Source organism: Nocardia gipuzkoensis (assembly GCF_021183645.1).
Lineage (GTDB): Bacteria > Actinomycetota > Actinomycetes > Mycobacteriales > Mycobacteriaceae > Nocardia > Nocardia abscessus.
The window spans coordinates 5929399-5946501 of record NZ_CP089225.1; the positions used below are offsets into that span (position 1 = coordinate 5929399).

General features: G+C 66.2%; 22 protein-coding genes. 10 read left to right on the plus strand and 12 right to left on the minus strand.

Features of this window, described 5'->3' with window-relative positions:
* Positions 1 to 357 precede the first annotated feature (357 nt).
* The 7 genes from LTT66_RS27085 to LTT66_RS27120 form a co-directional block, all read right to left on the minus strand.
* On the minus strand, positions 358 to 987 hold the full coding sequence (locus LTT66_RS27085; RefSeq protein WP_233061271.1) for a DUF3558 family protein: 630 nt from the start codon (positions 985 to 987) through the stop codon (positions 358 to 360).
* Positions 950 to 1459: a hypothetical protein gene (locus tag LTT66_RS27090; protein WP_233061273.1), complete on the minus strand. Its 510-nt coding sequence runs from the start codon at positions 1457 to 1459 to the stop codon at positions 950 to 952. Before LTT66_RS27090 ends, LTT66_RS27085 begins: the two co-directional genes overlap by 38 nt.
* On the minus strand, positions 1456 to 2682 hold the full coding sequence (locus LTT66_RS27095) for a hypothetical protein (RefSeq protein ID WP_233061275.1): 1227 nt from the start codon (positions 2680 to 2682) through the stop codon (positions 1456 to 1458). The genes LTT66_RS27090 and LTT66_RS27095 overlap by 4 nt, the downstream gene beginning before the upstream one ends.
* Positions 2683 to 2866: 184 nt before the next feature.
* Positions 2867 to 3229, minus strand: coding sequence for an RDD family protein (locus LTT66_RS27100; RefSeq protein WP_233061277.1), 363 nt, complete (start codon positions 3227 to 3229; stop codon positions 2867 to 2869).
* 202 nt (positions 3230 to 3431) lie between these two features.
* Entirely contained in the window at positions 3432 to 4013 is a 582-nt protein-coding gene (locus tag LTT66_RS27105) for a hypothetical protein (RefSeq protein ID WP_233061279.1), read from the minus strand.
* Between the two features lie 357 nt (positions 4014 to 4370).
* The gene (locus LTT66_RS27115) at positions 4371 to 4655 is read right to left on the minus strand and encodes a hypothetical protein (RefSeq protein WP_233061281.1); all 285 of its coding nucleotides are present in this window, start codon (positions 4653 to 4655) and stop codon (positions 4371 to 4373) included.
* 31 nt (positions 4656 to 4686) lie between these two features.
* Entirely contained in the window at positions 4687 to 4884 is a 198-nt protein-coding gene (locus LTT66_RS27120; RefSeq protein ID WP_233061283.1) for a hypothetical protein, read from the minus strand.
* Between the two features lie 250 nt (positions 4885 to 5134).
* Here LTT66_RS27120 and LTT66_RS27125 point away from each other — a divergent pair, with 250 nt between their 5' ends.
* From LTT66_RS27125 to LTT66_RS27150, 6 genes are all read left to right on the plus strand, one after another.
* Positions 5135 to 6061 (plus strand): helix-turn-helix domain-containing protein, encoded by a 927-nt coding sequence (locus LTT66_RS27125; protein WP_233061284.1) that lies wholly within the window; start codon positions 5135 to 5137, stop codon positions 6059 to 6061.
* Positions 6051 to 6257, plus strand: coding sequence for a DUF397 domain-containing protein (locus LTT66_RS27130; RefSeq protein ID WP_233061286.1), 207 nt, complete (start codon positions 6051 to 6053; stop codon positions 6255 to 6257). The genes LTT66_RS27125 and LTT66_RS27130 overlap by 11 nt, the downstream gene beginning before the upstream one ends.
* A 471-nt stretch (positions 6258 to 6728) precedes the next feature.
* The gene (locus LTT66_RS27135; RefSeq protein ID WP_233061288.1) at positions 6729 to 7073 is read left to right on the plus strand and encodes a WXG100 family type VII secretion target; all 345 of its coding nucleotides are present in this window, start codon (positions 6729 to 6731) and stop codon (positions 7071 to 7073) included.
* Positions 7073 to 7378, plus strand: coding sequence for a WXG100 family type VII secretion target (locus tag LTT66_RS27140; RefSeq protein ID WP_233061290.1), 306 nt, complete (start codon positions 7073 to 7075; stop codon positions 7376 to 7378). The genes LTT66_RS27135 and LTT66_RS27140 overlap by 1 nt, the downstream gene beginning before the upstream one ends.
* A 6-nt stretch (positions 7379 to 7384) precedes the next feature.
* Positions 7385 to 8677 carry a hypothetical protein gene (locus tag LTT66_RS27145; RefSeq protein WP_233061292.1) on the plus strand — a complete coding sequence of 431 codons (1293 nt, stop codon included), beginning with the start codon at positions 7385 to 7387 and terminating at the stop codon, positions 8675 to 8677.
* A gap of 25 nt (positions 8678 to 8702) precedes the next feature.
* Positions 8703 to 9071 (plus strand): hypothetical protein, encoded by a 369-nt coding sequence (locus LTT66_RS27150; RefSeq protein WP_233061294.1) that lies wholly within the window; start codon positions 8703 to 8705, stop codon positions 9069 to 9071.
* Between the two features lie 119 nt (positions 9072 to 9190).
* Here LTT66_RS27150 and LTT66_RS27155 read toward each other — a convergent pair whose 3' ends face one another.
* The 5 genes from LTT66_RS27155 to LTT66_RS27175 form a co-directional block, all read right to left on the minus strand.
* Positions 9191 to 9403 (minus strand): hypothetical protein, encoded by a 213-nt coding sequence (locus LTT66_RS27155; RefSeq protein WP_233061296.1) that lies wholly within the window; start codon positions 9401 to 9403, stop codon positions 9191 to 9193.
* Positions 9404 to 9444: 41 nt separating this feature from the next.
* On the minus strand, positions 9445 to 10242 hold the full coding sequence (locus LTT66_RS27160; RefSeq protein ID WP_332909640.1) for an AraC family transcriptional regulator: 798 nt from the start codon (positions 10240 to 10242) through the stop codon (positions 9445 to 9447).
* A gap of 228 nt (positions 10243 to 10470) precedes the next feature.
* Entirely contained in the window at positions 10471 to 10758 is a 288-nt protein-coding gene (locus LTT66_RS27165; RefSeq protein ID WP_233061298.1) for a DUF427 domain-containing protein, read from the minus strand.
* Between the two features lie 76 nt (positions 10759 to 10834).
* Positions 10835 to 11386 carry an NUDIX domain-containing protein gene (locus LTT66_RS27170; protein ID WP_233061300.1) on the minus strand — a complete coding sequence of 184 codons (552 nt, stop codon included), beginning with the start codon at positions 11384 to 11386 and terminating at the stop codon, positions 10835 to 10837.
* Positions 11387 to 11557: 171 nt separating this feature from the next.
* Positions 11558 to 12757: a DUF418 domain-containing protein gene (locus LTT66_RS27175; RefSeq protein WP_233061302.1), complete on the minus strand. Its 1200-nt coding sequence runs from the start codon at positions 12755 to 12757 to the stop codon at positions 11558 to 11560.
* 121 nt (positions 12758 to 12878) lie between these two features.
* Between LTT66_RS27175 and dop the strand changes: the two genes are divergently transcribed.
* From dop to prcA, 4 genes are all read left to right on the plus strand, one after another.
* Positions 12879 to 14378: a depupylase/deamidase Dop gene (dop, locus tag LTT66_RS27180; RefSeq protein WP_233061303.1), complete on the plus strand. Its 1500-nt coding sequence runs from the start codon at positions 12879 to 12881 to the stop codon at positions 14376 to 14378.
* A 686-nt stretch (positions 14379 to 15064) separates the two neighbouring features.
* Positions 15065 to 15259 carry a ubiquitin-like protein Pup gene (locus LTT66_RS27185; protein ID WP_014986166.1) on the plus strand — a complete coding sequence of 65 codons (195 nt, stop codon included), beginning with the start codon at positions 15065 to 15067 and terminating at the stop codon, positions 15257 to 15259.
* Positions 15256 to 16110, plus strand: coding sequence for a proteasome subunit beta (gene prcB, locus LTT66_RS27190; RefSeq protein WP_233061305.1), 855 nt, complete (start codon positions 15256 to 15258; stop codon positions 16108 to 16110). The genes LTT66_RS27185 and prcB overlap by 4 nt, the downstream gene beginning before the upstream one ends.
* Positions 16111 to 16112: 2 nt before the next feature.
* A complete protein-coding gene (gene prcA / locus LTT66_RS27195) occupies positions 16113 to 16904 on the plus strand; it encodes a proteasome subunit alpha (protein ID WP_181723351.1) in 792 nt (263 codons plus the stop codon).
* Positions 16905 to 17103 lie beyond the last annotated feature (199 nt).

Consider the following 17103-nt stretch of genomic DNA (forward strand, 5'->3'; position numbering starts at 1 on the left):
ACACCGAATGTCGCCCCGATGACAGTAGCGCGGACCGCCCCCGACAACCACATGCGCTGGACCTACGCCGCGGAGGCGAGCGGGTTGGTGCCGGACTCGAGCGCAGGAAGATTCTCTTGGATCAACGCACGATTCTCGGTAGCGTCCATTCGGTCGAACAGGTCCGATATCGCACTGATCCTGGCGGGGGGCTCCTGGATAGTCCGAATCTGGACGAGGCGTACGACTGTTACGCGCGCGACACCATGCAGACGTGCACACATTTGGCCGATCCACTCATCAACTTCGGCAAATGCTCGCTACGCAGAATGCACACAGGGTTATCTCCCGCGGACCTCGTGTCGATCGGTCCGGGCGCTATGGGCGGTGCGCGCGCTCGAATACTGCGACTATCGCGGGTCGGTTCCGGTCGCAGATGTCGTTTCCCAGGCTTGATGGTTGTGCGGTCAGGGACGTATCGGACGGGACGATATTGACTCCGATGTTGCCGTTGGCGTTTTCGGTGAAAGCCGTGCAGGCCTTGCCCTCCCAGGAATTCAGGGTGACGCGGCGGCGGAGGGCGTCGGTGAACGCGCGTGATTGTGCGTTTTCGCCCCACGCCGGGATCGGTTCGCGCATCCAGCTCACCGAGATCAGCCCCTCTGTTTGCGAACCCCAGGTGCAGGATTCCGCGATTACCTGACCGTGTTTCTCGTCGATCTTTCGTTGCGGAGCCAGTCCTTGCTTGCCGATGGCGTTGACGACTTCGTCCGGGGTCAGCAGGGTGCACACGTCCAGGCCTGATGTCGGGCTCACGCTCGGTGCGGCGGGCGTCATGGAGCGTGGCACGCTGGCTGTGGTGGTCGCCGGTGCGGGCGTGTCTGTGGCATCGTGATCCGCGCTGGAGCATCCCGCGATGGCCAGGACGGCCGCGGCGGGTGCGATCAGGGCGAGGTGTGTGCGGGCAAATCTAGACAAGCCAGCTCCTTTGCGTGCTGGGGTGGTCATCGAAGTCGTCCGGCCAATCGCTGGGCCCGACCGTATCGGGTTCCCTCATCCGGCGCCGGCGCGGGCTCTGCATTGTTTGGTCCGGGCGGGGCGGCCGCGGGCTGCCCGTAGGCGCGCTCGGGGTCGTGGTCGCTGGGGGATCGGGCTCGCTCACGGCCCAAGGCCACATGTAGTGCGGCGATGATTTCAACGCCACCACCTCGGGCGGCAGGCCCGGCCCCAGATGCTTTTCGATTTCTGGCCACGTGCAGTATCCGGCGATGACCTGGCCGGCATACTGGCGTAGCTGCGGTGAGGCATCGGGCGCCGAGGCCAGCCAGGTCATGAAGTTTTCCTCGACCTGGATCGGCTGCACGATGTCGTCAAGGGACGCATTGTCCAGCTGGATGGTCGCGGTGGACAGGTCCGCGGCCGAAGCCATGAACGCTCGCAACTGTGTTTCGACCTCGGGGTCGAGATCGGGCTCGATCATCCGTTCTCCCAGGGGTTGGCGCCGACGTCGTAGCCCTGCTGAGGCGCCGTCTGTTGTGTTTCGGCGCCAGCGGCGGTTCGCGCGACATCGGAGCTGACGATCGCCGCCTGTTGCGCGTTGACAGCGGTCTGGGTGAGCGGGGACAGGGTTTCGTTGAGCCGAGCGAACTTGCCAGGTTCGCCGCTCTTGCTGCCGGTGATGCTGGACAGCAGGTTTTTGGCGGAGGTGACCAGATTCTTGATCTTCTCCAGGAGCGGTTTGATGGTGTTCCAGACGCTGAGCACGATGTTGGCCAAGCTGGCAACCTGATAGGCAGTTCCGACGACGGGCACCTTCTTCAGCGCCACCTTGACCACACTCTTGCCGTCGGAGATGTCGACCTCGGCCTCCAGCATCTCTTTCAGCTTGTTGGCGATGGCCAGGCACGCGTCGGTGACCTGCTGGACCAGCGTGGTCATCACGAAGTCGACAGTTCGGCCGACCGGGCCCCACCATTCCAGGGCTGCGCTGAGGTCTCGGCTGTGGTCCTCGAACGAGATCGCCGCCTTGCCGTCCCAGTGGGCGCTGAGTTTGTTGACGCCCCACGACAGGTTCTTGGAGCTGTCCTCGAGCGCAGCTCCAGCGATCCGGTACGTGGCTCCAATCCGTTTGAGTTCGTTCCAGTTGCCGCTCAAAGGCTCGAAAAGCTGGTTGAGGGGGCTCCACTCGTTGTTGGTGGCCTGCCGGATGCCTTGGTTGAAGTCGCCCAGCCAACCACTCTTCTCTTCGATCTTGCGAACCAGGTCCTCTTCGATGGTGTCCGGAGGCCCGAGCGAGATCATCGTCGGAGCGGTGTAGGCCGCCGGGTTCGCATACGCGGCGGTCACGCCCTGCTCCGGCGCGGTTGTACCGGCCGGGGCAGTCGTGGGGTATTCGAGGGTCGCCCGGTTCAGTGCCTCGTAGCTCTTCTGATCCTGCTCGTGGTACATCCAGGCCGCGCGGTTGAGGTTCGTGCCCGAAACCGTGGTGATCGAGGCGAACTCGGCGAACCGCTGCACAGTGAAATCGACCAGTTCACCGCAGGCGGGCACGATCTCGGAGATGATCTGCCCCATAGGCTTGGCGGATGGGCTGGCGTGGGTGTTGACGTAGGCGGAGGCATTGCGCAGGTCGGTTCCGACCGTCCCCATGAGGGTCGACATGCCCGCGATTTCGGCCGGTGCCGCTTTGAATACTTCGGTCAATGTCACCTCTCTTTACTCGGTGTACAGACCGCGCACAGCGGCCGTTGGAGCGGAATCAGTTGTCTTGGAGACAAGCTGGCGAGGCGGCCCCCTCAGTCGACCGGATGTATGAAGAGCTGAACCTAACACATTGCGGCCCAGAGGATTTGGGGTCGAAGTTATCGCCGAAAGCCGTTCGGGCAGGTCAACCGAGAAGCTGCAAGGCTGCTCCGATCGTGGCCAGGACACCGTTGAACCACTGCTTGACCAGTCGCCACAGGCTCGGGTACGCACCGTCGGCCTGCCTAAGTCGCAGCCCGAACACCGCCTTGCCCGCTGTAGTCCGGAACAGCCGCTGGAGCAGCGTGCGGTGGACGAACGAGGCGGCGATACCGGCTGCCACGCCGGCCACGATGGGCGAGATGGCAGCGTCCGGCGATCGCCCCATCACGTACCAGACCGCCGCGCCCACGGAGATGTGCAGCAGCATGTCGAGAACGAACGCAGCGGCGAGCACAGCGAAGCCGACCCGCGTCGACTCACGACCGGGTGGCCGTCGGCCCGTCATCAACTCGGTGTCGGCGCCAGCCGTAGCAGAATGCTCCGAGGAGCTCCGAACTGGCGGGGAGTCCTCGAGCGGCAAATTGCGGCGAGCTGTCATCGCTTCTGTCAGGGTCTCCGGAGTACTCGTGTCGTCGTTCATTCGATCGTGAGATAGGACCAGAGGACCGAAGTCGGCTTCTTTCGGCCCAAACCTTCGGGAGTCACGTTCATCCCTTGGCTGTGACGGTCCATATCGCCAGCTCGGCTTCGCGAGACGGCGTCCCGTTCCACGGATGGTTCCGAAAACCATTGTCCGTGAGATACTCCATGTATTTCGCTCCGGCATACCCCCAATTGGTGATATTCAGCTCGGCGGTCCTCTGTCCGAGTTCGCCTTCCTTCCATACATGTGCGATGTCGGTGGCGATCGGGCGTAGGTCATCCGGTGTTGCCGCCGTGGGTACGTCGAGGGTGATGAGGAATACCATTTCATCCAGTCGGCTGGGATCGCCCACCACGTCCACAGAATTGAGACACGCTCCCACCGGTAGGTGCGTCGCTGCCAAGGCGGTCTTCAATTCCTTGGTAACCAGGGGATCGGCAGATAGGGCGGGGCAGCTTGCTGATTTGGCTGTCGTCGAGGTCGCCGCCGAGGTCGTCGCCCCGCTCGGCTCCGCCGCCGAATCCACCGAGCTCCCCCCACCGCAACCCGCCAGCACTGCGACACCGGCGACGACGGCCAACAGACTCGATCCGGTACGAACCATCGACCCCACCATGTTCCCTCCGCTCAGGTTCGACTCAGCCATGGACAACACGTCACCCCACGATGCATCTCTCGCGAGAAACAGCAGACACTCCCGATATGACTGAGTTTCTATCCTATCCGTCGCAACCCGAGAGGCCCTGTGCCAGAGTCGCTCGCTACGCGGCGACCGGGTTCGAGGTACTGCCGCGTCGCAGGGTCGTGCAGCGGTCGTTCGGCCGGCCGACTGAACACCGCCGCCCGGCCCGCGACTACGAAACCCGATCCGGCCACCACGAAGCCATGGTCTCTATCGTCGCGGCCATGCACTGAGCAGGTGACTGCCCCCAAACGGCGACCCGGCAACCCGAGTTCTCGGATGCGCTCTCAGATCACCGCGACCTCCGTCCTCGGATCGAAGTCACTCGGGGTGTGGGCGCTTCACCTGTTCTCCGGGCGGATGCCACCGGGTCAGCTCCCGGCGGCACACCGCGAACTCCTCGGCGTCGCGCAGCGCGCGGCCCGAGGCGAGGTCGAGGTCGAACGAGTGGTCACTGTGGCCGGCGGTCGCCGCGATCATCCGGCGGGCGGTGGACCGGATCGCCGACTTGTCGCCGGTCACCGTCCAGCGGTTCACCGCGGGCACGTGGATGAGCCAGCGCGGGCCGCAGCAGTGCACTTCGACGTAGTACCGGCGCACGGTCACGGCCTCCGCGCTCTGCCCGGACGCCGCCGAGTCACTCGGTCCATGTCAGGACTTCGGTGAGGGTCACCGGAGGCGGGGGAGGGGTCGGCACCCCGCCTCCGGGACGTTCGGGGGCGGCGGCCCACTGCCGCAGCGCGTCCGCGTAGCGCTCGAGCACGGGCAGCGGCACGCCTTTGTAGGGAGCGCGATGCCGGGGAAACGGAACGCGTTGCGGTAGTGCGTTGGTCATGGGTCCTCCGCTGGTCGAATGGCGGCGAACGAAGAGTCTCGCCGCGCCGATCACGCGGTCAGTGGAGCACCGGACGCGGGCCGTGTGGTTATTCCCGTGGAAATTCGCTATGGAAAGTGGCAAAAGTCCTGGACACCTTCCAGCGACCCTGCACAATGTCCTCCATAAGGTCGAAATATGGCCTTCCGCAATAAATTTCGGAACATTCCAATTGGCGGGTGCGGATATTCCACAGAAGGGAGCAAACAGTATGGGGGAACGGGAAGCGGGCGGCGAGGATCGGCAGGTCGAGGCCGGCATTCGCGGGACCGGGGGCGTTCCACACCGCAGCCTCGGCCGCTGCCTGCGGGGGATGCGGCAAGAGGCCGGGCTGTCCATCGAGGTGGCGTCGCGCGCGATCGGGCGCGGGGCGGGGACGCTGCATCGGTTGGAGACCGGTGCGCCGAACGTGATCGTGCGCGATGAGGACCTGCGGCGGCTGTGCAGGCTGTATCAGCGGGTGGACATGCTGCCGGTGTTGAAATCGCTGGCGGCGCAGGGGCGGACGCCGTCCTGGTTGGACGAGTTTCCCGATCAGGTGAATCCGACGTTCAACGCCTACATCCAGATGGAGGCGGCGGCCTCCCATCTCACGTTCTATCGCCCCGACATGGTGCCCGGACTATTTCAAATCCCGGACTACGCACGGGCGCTGGATCGTGCCTACTTCCCGATGGACACCGCCGAGGAGATCGAACGGCGGGTGCGGGTGCGGCGCAACCGGCAGGCGTTGATAACCCGTGATTTCGCACCGCTGGCGGCGATGCTCATCCTGGATGAGGCAGCCATCAGACGGGTCGTCGGAAGTCCACGGATCATGTCGACGCAGCTGCGACACCTGGCGGACCTGCCGCCGAACGTTCGGGTGTACGTTATGCCGTTCGGAGCTGGATTCCCGCTGGGCACATCGACCGGTCCATTCACGGTCTTGGACTTCGCGGCTGATGGCGACGGTCGGCCCTTGGAGCCGCCAGTAGTCCATGTCCAGAGCTACACCGGCGATATCTACCTGGAACGTGCCAACACGGTGCGCAGGTACAAAGCTGGAGTCGAGGTCATGCGGCGGGTAGCGTTGGACACGCCCAACAGCAAGCGGCTGCTACGGCAGGTAGCGAAGGAGTTCGACTGTGTCCGTTGACCTATCCGGAGCGCACTGGTTCAAGAGCACTCACAGCTCCGCTGGGAGCGAGTGCGTCGAGATCGCGCATCTGGACGGCGGGCGTGTGGGGGTTCGTGACTCGAAGAATCCGCACGGTGGGGTGCTGGTGTTCACTCCCTTGGAGTGGGACGCGTTCGTGTCGGGGGCGCGGGACGGGGCGTTCGACGGGCTCTGAGCTGCGCCTGCTCGATCGCCGGTGTTCACCGAGGACGACAGTAGGCACCCGGGCGGCGGCAGCGAAAGTTCTGAGATCGGGGGCTTCAATGAAATTCGTGCGCAACACCGGCTGCGCCGACGGGTCGGGGGACCTGCCGACGTTCCGGCAGCGGTTCTAGCGGTGTGAGACCCGGCGGGTGGATGCGGTGTTCGATCTAGTCGATGCGGCGTTGTGCGCGAATGGCCTTTCCGCTCACTACCGGAGTCATCGCTGGGCGGTAGGCATCAATGGGGCGACGGCAGTGTGTATGCCGCACTCGACCGAGGTCGGATCGAGATCAGATCGGCGTCAGCGAAGACCGGGCGGCCCGAGGGTGTCGCGTACACCCTTCACCGAGGGAAGCGGAAACAATGTGCGCCGCTCAGGGAACCGAACGAAGCTAACCCGCGTCCAATCTATCGATCCACACCGACGTTCCCGGATTGCTGCATGACTGGCCAGCCCGACTCGACCACCAACGTCTTCGCACTGGTGCCTGATGAAGTCACCGACGCCGGTCGGTACGTTCAGCAGGTCGCCGAGTCCCTGATCAACGGCCTGACTTCGCTCGACACGGATATCACGGCGCTGCTCTCCAATTGGCGAGGCACTTCCGCCGACTCGTTCAGCGCCGGGTGGACCGAAACCAAGCAGGGTGCGGACACCATTCTCGATGCTCTGGCCGACATGGCCGAACTGCTCGGTGTCACGAGCAAGATCCTCGACGATCAGGACCGAGCGCGGGCCGGTACCACCGTCACGCTCACCGGGGCGCTGGACCTTCCGGAGTTGTGATGGTCGACAACGCTCAGCCTTTTCGCGTCGACCTCGATGAGCTCGAACAGATCGTCGCCCGGGTCTCGGGTTTCATCGGATTCCTCGAGGACAGCCTCGACGGACTACAGCAACGCATCTCCGCCGTTCAGCAGAACTGGAACGGTGCCGCCGCGGATGCCCAGGCCGATGCTTTCCGGGAATGGCACACCGGGGCAACCGATGTCGTCGAAGGCATCGACACCATGCGCCAGGCCGTCCGGGACGCCCACGATCGATACACGGCGGCGATCTCCGCGAATCTTTCGATGCTGGGCAGGTCGTAACACCGGATGACGACCTTGGTAGTCGATCCCGCGGTGTATTCCTCGGCGGGCGCGTCACTGTATTCGTACGCAACCGCGTACCAGCGGGTATTCGCCGCGCAGATCGCCGCGCAGATCGCCGCGCTGAGCGAAACCGCCAATATGGGCGGGAATGTGGGCGAATCCAAGGTATGGGCCACGTCCTACGATTCGACCGTCACCACGGCGATGAGTATGACCGAGCTGCTGGTCACCGCCATGGGCAACTACGCCGGAATCCTGAACCAGCTCGGCTACAATCACGCGCTCGCGGATTACGTTGCCGGCACCGGCCGACCGGAACCGGGACAACCAGCCCAGTTGTCACCGGCCTGGTCGGTCTGTCTCGTGCCGCCGCACTCGGCGGGCGGGCCGGGCAGTGGCCTGTTCGACGATGTCGGCTTCGCGGTGTCGGCGCTCGAGGATTTCGGCGTTTCGATGCCCGACGGGGAACCCGACGACCTACAGATCGCCGCTGAAGCGTGGGACAAGCTCGCGTCCGAATCGGGTGTGGGCAACCTGCCGTCATTGCTGGACCAGCTGGCGAAGACATTCGAGAACGAGACCGCTCCCGACGCCGCGTATGTCGACGAGGACATCCGGGAACTGAAGAGGTCCGCCGAGGGTGTGCTCACCCTCTACAAAGACCTCGCGCAATCCTGTCGCGCCCATCGATTCGCGATCCTGGAGTTCCGGACGCAACTGGGCCAGCTGCTGGTCGATCTCGCCGAGGATCTCGCTCAGGAAGTCGCCGAGACCGTTGTCATCGGTGTGGTCGCCGGTGCATTGACAGCGGGATTCGGCGCGGCCGCAGTCGCCGCGGCTAAAGCGGGCAAGCTCGCGGTGAAGATGAAGAAGTATGTCGACCGCGTGCTGGCCGCCAAGCGCGCAGCCGAATTCGTCGACAAAGTCACCGAAACCGGCGACGACCTCGCAGCCAGACGTGCCGAGTTGCAGCGCATCGCCGACCTCCTTGCGCAGCGCACCGCCGAGATCGCCAGGATTGCGCGCGACAGGCTGAAGAGTTCGCTGGATTACGCGCTGGACAAAGAGGCGATGGAGCATGTCTTCGTGCCGAAGCATAAATTGGATGGACTGGTGAAGTCACTGGGTGGCGAAGAAGCGACGATGACGAAGATCATCGAGAGCGTTCAAGGCGTTCCGGACGGTGTGTATAACGGCTCGAATCCGTTGGTGCGCACAATCAATGGCCATGCCGTCCATATTCGCGGTGCCATGATCGACGGTGTCTTCAAAATAGGCACCGCATACATTCCATGATGTAGCGCGAGAACCGAGGAGATTGATGAGTAGTACACCGATTCCGCCGCGAGCGTTGACCGACCTCGAAACCAGCGTCGTCACCAAGCTGCTGTCGTCGGGCGCCTCCGGCGCCTCCGAGTATCTGACGCAGGTGCCGTATGCGCAGGTCGTCGCCACCTGGGGTATCGGTTCACCCAGTGTCGATCTGGCGGTGCGGCCCGGTGCCGTGCAAGCATCCGGTTCGCCGGGCGGTATCTTCGCCAGCGGAGCGGTGACCGACCGCAACGGAGCGCCGATCGGCGAGGTCATGCTATGGGTCGAGAACGGCTGGCTCAGTGGAATCGAGTACGCCTGGTATACGAACGAACGCCCACACGCACTGCCCGAGCCTGATCAAATCGAGCTGCTGTAGCGAGCGATCATCGGCGAAGTGCCCACGAGAACAGCAGCGAACTGGCCGGCACATCGTCGGAAGAGCTGGCCGAGTTGCTGCCCAGGCTTCTCGGTGATCGAGAGTTGGCCGGCCGTGGCTCATAAACATTGGCGCAGTACGAGAATCGTGGCCGTCGAGTGCAGCACGTGCCCGACGAGGCCGGTCGCCGAGGACAATGCGATGTAACCGTGCGTGGCGGCCTTGTGGGGCTTGCCGGTGGCGTCAGCGGCGGCCATCAGCGACACGGCACCGTAGGCGGTGGTCCGCAGAGTGCTCTTGTCCTGGTCGGTGAGGTTGAAAACGGTAGGCAAGTAGGCGTGCCGAACGGCGGGCCGTGCTCGCCCGGGAACGACTATGCGCCCGGAACGGGCTCGCCGATGTGACTCAGCGCCGAGGGAGGAAGTCCGAAAGCCCGGCGGCAGGTGCGAGTGAGGTCCGCGCCGTCGGAGAAGCCCGCCGCCTGCGCGGCGACCGTGAGATCGTCCCCGGCCAGTGCGCGAGTCCGCGCGATGTGCAGCCGCAGCCAGAGAATGTAGCGGCGCAACGGAATTCCCATCTGCTCGGAGAACAGGTGGGACAGCCGGGGAGCCGGAATACCCAGTTGCCGTGCGACATCCGAGCCGCGCACCGACCCCTTGCGCACCAGAGCGGGCAGCAGGTGCAGGGCCGCGGTGACCACCGCATGCCGCTCGCCCCCGCCGGACGTGCCGTCCTGCGGCAGCAGATCGTCGACCACCGCCGTGACCTGCGCGGTCAGGTCGCTGCCACCGGCGGTGAGGCCGAAGGTGTCGGCGCTGCCCGCCCAGCCGTTGACGTGGGCCCTGCGGTCGGCCGCGGCACCGGCGGCGGTCTCGGGGTCGAGGTAGACCGCCGTGCCGTGCGCGGAGCCGACATCGATCCGGTGCGGGGCGTCGGTGGGCACGATGACGTGGGTGCCCTGCCTGCGGACACCGCTGCCGTCCACCACCACGATCGGAGTGCTCGCGGCCACGATCTGCACGGCGTGGTGCGCGTGCAATTCCGTCGGACCGATCGATCCGGCGAAGGCCAGAACCCCTGGGCGCAGCAGCGCGACACCCGCGGGCGGTGGTTCGTCCGCTGCGCCGGTGGGCGACATGGAGAAGCCGTTGGTGACCAGAGCCTTCATCATGGGATGCTCCCGGCTGAGACACACGCGCTGAATCCTGGGATGAGCGTATCGGTTTCGCGCGCGCGGCATTCGGAAATCTTGGATTACCGCTCGCCCGGCATCGGGTGGGACATGCCGCCGACCGGTGGCCGAGCCGGGCAGGCGGTCACCTCACCGCCGTGTCTCGACCGGATTCCGGGATCGATCATGAGTCCCGCGCTCGATTTCCGGCCCCGCAAGGACGGCCGGTCAACTGTCGGTCACGTCGACGCCGCGCCAGAACGCGACATAGTCCTTGATCTGCGCCGCCTTCGTCTTCGGCTCGGGGTAGTACCAGGCGGCGTCGGGGTTGCTGTCGCCGTCGACCACGACGGTGTAGTAGCTGGCTTTGCCCTTCCACGGGCAGTAGGTGTGCGTGTCGGATGGCTGGAGGAATTCCGGCCGGATCGAGTCCGGCGGGAAGTAGTGGTTGCCCTCGATGATGATGGTGTCGTCGCTGGTCGCGAGGACGCGGCCGTGCCAAGTTGCCGTTGCCATCCTTCGATTCTGCCCCAGTTCCCGGCGTCGGCGGCGGTCGAGCGGGCCGCGGCCGCCCGGTCACCCGGTCACCCGGTCACCCGGGATGATCGGGCCGCGCCGCGGGCCGGTGGAGTTCGACGGCCAGGGCCACGAGTTCGCTCAGGTGCTCGCCGTCGGTTCCGGCGCGCCGCATCGCCTCGGCGACGGGAAAGGTACGCACCTCGAGGATCTGCTCGGCATCGTCGGGATTGGTCGGCGCGGAGTCCAGCACGACATCCGCGGTGCACCAGAGCCACGCCTTGTGCGGATGCGGCTGCCACTCGCGATGCGGCGCGGGACGGTGGCTCGTCGCGTGGTGCGCGCCGAACCATCGAATCGGCCCGACCAGGCGTGCTCCCGCCTCCTCGCGCAGCTCCCGGCGCACGCACGCGTCGATGGACTCGCCGCGTTCCCTGGTGCCGCCGGGGAGCAGCCAGATGTCGCGATCGTCGCGGCAGAGCACGATTTCGTCGCCGACGAAGCACACGAGGTGGATATTGGTGACCAGTTCGTCGGACGGGAGCGTGGTGGAGAAACGCACGTCCATGTCGCCCCACTCCCAGTGCGCCGGAGCGTGCAGCATGGGGTAGCGGTCGGCGAGCGTCACAGCTCGACGGTAGCGGTCGCCGACCGCCGTGCGCTCCGGTTTCGTCTGAGCCGTGACGTGTGCGGGCGCGACAAGTGCTGGGACGCAGCACAGTTCGGCGCCGCGGTAGTGGATACGGGTACGATGCACCCTCCGTCGCGGGGACGAAGGGTGCGGGCCGTCGCGGCGGCTTCAGCGTTCCCGGGCCAGCGTCCGGTAGCTCACGATCCAGAACCACTCCACCGGCCCCCGCTCGAAGCGGCGTAACCACAGGTGTGCCCCGCTTGCGATGATCAGCGCCACCAGCAGATAGACCCCGATGGTGAACGGAACCCGGTCGTCCGCCGAGACCCGCGCGGCGAGACCGAAACCCCAGCCGTAGCACAGCATCGAAGCCACCAGGTTCTGCAGGATGTAGCAGCTGAGCGCGGTGCGGCCGATCTCGGTGAGACGGCGACCGGCGAACCCGGCCCCGGGACGCCGCAGGTACCACTCGGCGACCGCCGCGAGGATGCCGAGTCCGACGAACGGGGCGCTGCCGTAGCGAGTGAACAGGATGAGGTCGCCGCCGCCCGCGATGCCGCCCGCCAGATCGATCGGCGCGGCGACGCCGAAGCCGAGGATCATGAGCCGCTTGCGGATCGTCGCGCCTTCCGGGCCGAACACCCCCGCCCGGAACAGCCGCGCGCCGGCCAGGAACAGCGCGACCGACATCGCGAAGACGAAGATCGCCTCCACCCGGAACAGCCCGGCGTTGCCCAGCCGGAACATCGCGAGATCCCAGAACGAACCCTCCGCATAGGGATTCGGGTCCAGCGCACGACGCGCCGCGGAGTCCTGCGGCGGTGCGAACGCCATGGCGAGCGCGATCAGCGTCAGCAGGCTCACGTGCACGGCCGCGGCGCCGAGCAGCCAGCGCCGCTGGGCACGCTCCCCGGTGGCCAGCACGAACGCGACGACGAGTCCGGTCACCGCGTACCCCATCAGGACGTCGAACTCGGCGACGAACACGAAATTCAGCAGACCGTCCGACAACAGCAATCCCGCGCGCCACGGGTACTTGCCGGGCCAGCGCCGCCCGGCCTTGGCGGCGGAGCGCTGCTGGATGGCCAGGCCGATGCCGAACATGACGGTGAGCAGCCCGAGGAACTTGCCCTGCGCCAGCTGTTGCAGCACCCGCTCGGTCCACGCCCATCCGCCTGCCTGCCGGCCCAGGTCTCGCAGGTACCCGACCAGCCCCTCCGGGTTGGTCATGATCCAGATGTTGGTGCCGAGGGTGCCCAGGATCGCGATTCCGCGTAGCACGTCCAACGCGACGAGACGGGTGGGCCCCGGCGCAGCGCGGTACTGTTCGGTGGTCTCCGCGCGGGGGTCGGCGATCGAATCGGTCATGTCCCGACTATCGCGCCGACCTGCGCCGAAACGGGTCCTCCGGAAGTACCACCTGCGGTATGACATTGGACTCCGCCGGTCGCGACCGGTTCGGACGGGTGCGTCGCATAGGCTCGACAGCATGCAGCGCATCATCGGAATCGAGGTCGAATACGGCATCTCGACCCCAACCGAGCCGTCGGCCAACCCGATCCTCACCTCGACCCAGGCGGTTCTGGCCTACGCCGCGGCCGAGGGCGTGCCGCGCGCGAAGCGCACCCGCTGGGACTACGAGGTGGAGTCGCCGCTGCGCGACGCGCGTGGATTCGACCTGAGCCGGATGAACGGGCCCGCGCCCGTGATCGACGCCGACGAAGTCGGGGCGGCCAACATGATCCTCACCAACGGCGCCCGGCTCTACGTCGACCACGCGCACCCCGAATACTCCGCGCCGGAAGTCACCGACCCATTGGACGCGGTGATCTGGGACAAGGCGGGCGAGCGTGTGATGGAGGCCGCCGCGCGGCACGCCTCGAGCGTGCCGGGGGCACCGCGGCTGCAGCTGTACAAGAACAACGTCGACGGCAAGGGCGCCTCGTACGGCACCCACGAGAACTACCTGATGAGCCGGGACACCCCGTTCAACCAGATCATCGTGGGGCTCACGCCGTTCTTCGTGTCCCGCCAGGTGGTGTGCGGATCCGGCCGGGTCGGCATCGGCCAGTCCGGCGACACCGCGGGCTTCCAGCTGTCGCAGCGCTCGGACTACATCGAGGTCGAGGTCGGCCTGGAGACCACGCTCAAGCGGGGCATCATCAACACCCGCGACGAACCGCACGCCGACGCCGACAAGTACCGCAGGCTGCACGTCATCATCGGCGACGCCAACCTGGCCGAGATGTCGACCTACCTCAAGGTCGGCACCACCGCCCTGGTCCTGGACCTGATCGAAGCGGGCGAGGACCTGTCGGACCTGCAGCTGGCCCGCCCGGTCACCGCGGTGCACACAATCAGCCACGACCCGACGCTGCGGGCGACCGTCGTGCTCGCCGACGGCCGCGAGCTCACCGGCCTGGCACTGCAGCGCGTCTACCTGGACCGCGTGGTCAAGTTCGTCGACCGCACCGGCAACGACGACAAGCGCGTCCAGGACATCATCGAGAACTGGGCGATGGTGCTCGACCTGCTCGAGCGGGATCCGATGGAGTGCGCGAACCTGCTCGACTGGCCCGCCAAGCTGCGTCTGCTCGAGGGCATGCGCAGCCGCGAGGGGCTCGGCTGGGCCGCCCCCAAATTGCACCTGATGGACCTGCAGTACTCCGACGTGCGCCTGGACAAGGGCCTCTACAACCGCCTGGTCGCCCGCGGTTCGATGAAGCGGCTGATCAACGAACAGCAGGTCCTCGACGCGATGACCAACCCGCCCACCGACACCCGCGCCTACTTCCGCGGCGAATGCCTGCGCCGCTTCGGCGCCGACATCGCGGCGGCCAGCTGGGACTCGGTGATCTTCGACCTGGGCGGCGACTCCCTGGTCCGCATCCCCACCCTGGAACCCCGTCGCGGCACCAAGGCCCACGTCGGCAAGCTGCTGGACGGCGTGACCACCGCCGCCGACCTGGTGGAACAGCTGACCACGTAGTCTTCGGCAGCGCCTGCGTGCTCCCGGCCGCCGCACGGCTCGTGCCGAGCGACCTCCGCTGGCAACCGCGTCACGGCCGCGTCCGCCGCTCACCTACGAGGCGGGGCCTCGAACAACGACGATCTGCCGCGCGTACCCCGGCGACGTTGTGGTCCCGGTCGTCATCAGGCTTGTGGACGCTTTGCGGGAGATCGGTGTATGGGCGGATCCGGCTGGATCTCGAACACGCCCGTGTTGCGGCAGTTCGGGCCGTGCACTCCGCTCGGGACGCGAGGGTTCGATCCGTCGCTCCGGCGGCACGGTGCGATCCATCCCCAAGCGGCCGGACCGAAATAGCTGAGGTGAGCCATTGGGCGTGAGGTCCATACCCTGCGCGCCCACACCGGCTCGACCACGGGTTTCGAGCGAAGCGAGACCGGGCATTGTCCGTTCGCGGCCCGGCTCGTGGCCGAGTGGCCGCCGCGTAGGCGACGTAGGAGCAAGCGGCGGTCGCTCGGGCACGAGCCATGAAGGGGCCGCGAACACGCAGCGCCGGGGGCGCTGCAGAACAGACACCGACGGAGCAAAATAAGCACACTGTCGGTGCTGGTAGGTAGTGTTGAAGAACGAGCACGGACAATGCTCATGATCGGGATCGTGCTCACGATGGGTTCCGGTCATGGTGAGGACAGAGGAGGTCGGCTGCCATGGCACAAGAGCAGACCAAGCGCGCCGGGGGTGGCGACGAGGACGAGGGCCCGGACGGTGTAGACGCCGCCGGTCAGGAGCGCCGCGAGAAGCTGGCGGAGGAAACCGACGACCTGCTCGACGAGATCGATGACGTGCTCGAGGAGAACGCCGAGGACTTCGTCCGCGCGTACGTGCAGAAAGGTGGCCAGTGACAGTCGGTGACCCCTCGCGTCTCCAACTGGGGTACGCCCTCTCTTCATTCTCCGACTACCTTCGTATGCATGCTCCGGACCTGTTGCCTGCCACCAGGTTCGGACAGGGTGCCGCCGGAATCTCCGGCGGCACTTCCGCGAAGGAGATCGCTCCACACGGCACCACCATCGTCGCGGTGAGCTACCGCGGCGGTGTGCTGATCGCCGGTGACCGGCGCGCCACCCAGGGGAATCTGCTGGCCAGCCGGGATATCGAAAAGGTCTTCATCACCGACAGCTATTCCGCCGCCGGTATCGCGGGTACCGCGGGCATGGCGGTGGAGATGGTGCGGATCTTCGCGGTGGAGCTGGAGCACTACGAGAAACTCGAGGGCGTGTCGCTGACCTTCGACGGCAAGGCCAACAAGCTGTCGAAGATGGTGCGCGAGAATTTGCCCGCGGCCATGCAGGGTCTGGCGGTGGTGCCGATGCTGGTCGGCTACGACCTGGACGCCACCGATCCGGACAAAGCGGGTCGCATCGTGTCGTTCGATGTGGTGGGTGGACGCAGCGAGGAGCGTTTCGGGTACGCCGCGGTCGGTTCCGGCTCGGTGTTCGCGAAGTCCTCGCTGAAGAAGTTGTACGCCAAGGGAATCGATCAGGAGCGCGCGTTGCGCGTCGCCGTCGAGTCGCTGTTCGACGCGGCCGACGACGACACCGCGACGGGCGGCCCGGATCTGGTGCGTGGCATCTTCCCGACGGCGATCGTGATCGATGAGGAGGGTGCGGTGGAGGTGACCGAATCGCGGCTGGCGGAGATCGCCCGCGGGATCGTCGCCGACCGTGAGGCCGCCGAAGAAGGGATCGCCTGATCATGACGTTGCCGTACTACGCGTCGGCCGAGCAGATCATGCGCGACAAGACCGAGCTTGCGCGCAAGGGCATCGGTCGGGGGCGCAGCGTCGTGGTGCTGACCTACGACAAGGGTGTGCTGTTCGTCGCGGAGAATCCGTCCACGACGCTGCACAAGGTGAGTGAGCTCTACGACCGGGTGGGGTTCGCCGCGGTCGGCAAGTACAACGAGTTCGAGAATCTGCGCAGGGCCGGCATCCTGCAGGCCGACATCCGCGGCTATCAGTACGACCGCCGCGATGTCACCGGCCGTGCGCTGGCCAACGCCTACGCGCAGGCCCTCGGCTCGATCTTCACCGATCAGCTCAAGCCGTACGAGGTGGAGATCTGTGTGGCGGAGGTGGGGTATCCGGAGCAGACGCCGCAGTCGGTGCTGTACCGGATCACCTTCGACGGGTCGATCGTGGACGAGCGGGAGTTCGTGGTGATGGGCGGCACGACCGAGCCGATCGTCACCGCCTTGAAGTCGTCCTATCAGCCCGGTCTCGACCTGTCCTCCGCGATCGGCGTCGCGGTGCGCGCGCTACAGGCGGGCGTGCCGGAAGGCGCGGAGAAGGAGAAGCGGGCGCTGGGCGTGAGCTCGCTCGAGGTCGCTACGCTGGAGCAGGCGCGTCCGCGCCGGGCGTTCCGGCGGGTGGCCAGTGCCGCGCTGGAGCGTCTGCTGAATCCGGCACAGGAGGCCGGCGCCTCCGCGGCGGAGGAGGGGCCGAAGGACGAGGAGCCCCCGGCGAAGGAGGCTCCGCCGGCGGAGTGATCCGCCGGGGCCGACGAGTTCGGCGGCCCGCGAACGGCGCTTTGTTCGCGGGCCGCATCGGCATGTCCCGAGGTGTGCTTCCTCCGGCGGAAGTGGGGTTTCACCCGGGCAAATTCCGACAAAGCGGGCCAAATCGTTGTGAAGACGTATGCATACGGGTTGTTCGGTGCACCCCGCAAGTACCTGACATGGCTGTAAT

Excerpts from the sequence above, each read along its gene's own strand:
- LTT66_RS27125 (WP_233061284.1), top strand. The coding sequence starts at position 5,135 with ATGGGGGAACGGGAAGCGGGCGGCGAGGATCGGCAGGTCGAGGCCGGC.
- LTT66_RS27120 (WP_233061283.1), bottom strand. The coding sequence starts at position 4,884 with ATGACCAACGCACTACCGCAACGCGTTCCGTTTCCCCGGCATCGCGCT.
- LTT66_RS27090 (WP_233061273.1), bottom strand. The coding sequence starts at position 1,459 with ATGATCGAGCCCGATCTCGACCCCGAGGTCGAAACACAGTTGCGAGCG.
- LTT66_RS27105 (WP_233061279.1), bottom strand. The coding sequence starts at position 4,013 with ATGGCTGAGTCGAACCTGAGCGGAGGGAACATGGTGGGGTCGATGGTT.
- LTT66_RS27085 (WP_233061271.1), bottom strand. The coding sequence starts at position 987 with ATGACCACCCCAGCACGCAAAGGAGCTGGCTTGTCTAGATTTGCCCGC.
- LTT66_RS27175 (WP_233061302.1), bottom strand. The coding sequence starts at position 12,757 with ATGACCGATTCGATCGCCGACCCCCGCGCGGAGACCACCGAACAGTAC.
- LTT66_RS27135 (WP_233061288.1), top strand. The coding sequence starts at position 6,729 with ATGACTGGCCAGCCCGACTCGACCACCAACGTCTTCGCACTGGTGCCT.
- LTT66_RS27185 (WP_014986166.1), top strand. The coding sequence starts at position 15,065 with ATGGCACAAGAGCAGACCAAGCGCGCCGGGGGTGGCGACGAGGACGAG.
- LTT66_RS27145 (WP_233061292.1), top strand. The coding sequence starts at position 7,385 with ATGACGACCTTGGTAGTCGATCCCGCGGTGTATTCCTCGGCGGGCGCG.
- LTT66_RS27150 (WP_233061294.1), top strand. The coding sequence starts at position 8,703 with ATGAGTAGTACACCGATTCCGCCGCGAGCGTTGACCGACCTCGAAACC.
- prcA (WP_181723351.1), top strand. The coding sequence starts at position 16,113 with ATGACGTTGCCGTACTACGCGTCGGCCGAGCAGATCATGCGCGACAAG.
- dop (WP_233061303.1), top strand. The coding sequence starts at position 12,879 with ATGCAGCGCATCATCGGAATCGAGGTCGAATACGGCATCTCGACCCCA.
- LTT66_RS27140 (WP_233061290.1), top strand. The coding sequence starts at position 7,073 with ATGGTCGACAACGCTCAGCCTTTTCGCGTCGACCTCGATGAGCTCGAA.
- LTT66_RS27160 (WP_332909640.1), bottom strand. The coding sequence starts at position 10,242 with ATGATGAAGGCTCTGGTCACCAACGGCTTCTCCATGTCGCCCACCGGC.
- LTT66_RS27100 (WP_233061277.1), bottom strand. The coding sequence starts at position 3,229 with ATGACGGGCCGACGGCCACCCGGTCGTGAGTCGACGCGGGTCGGCTTC.
- LTT66_RS27165 (WP_233061298.1), bottom strand. The coding sequence starts at position 10,758 with ATGGCAACGGCAACTTGGCACGGCCGCGTCCTCGCGACCAGCGACGAC.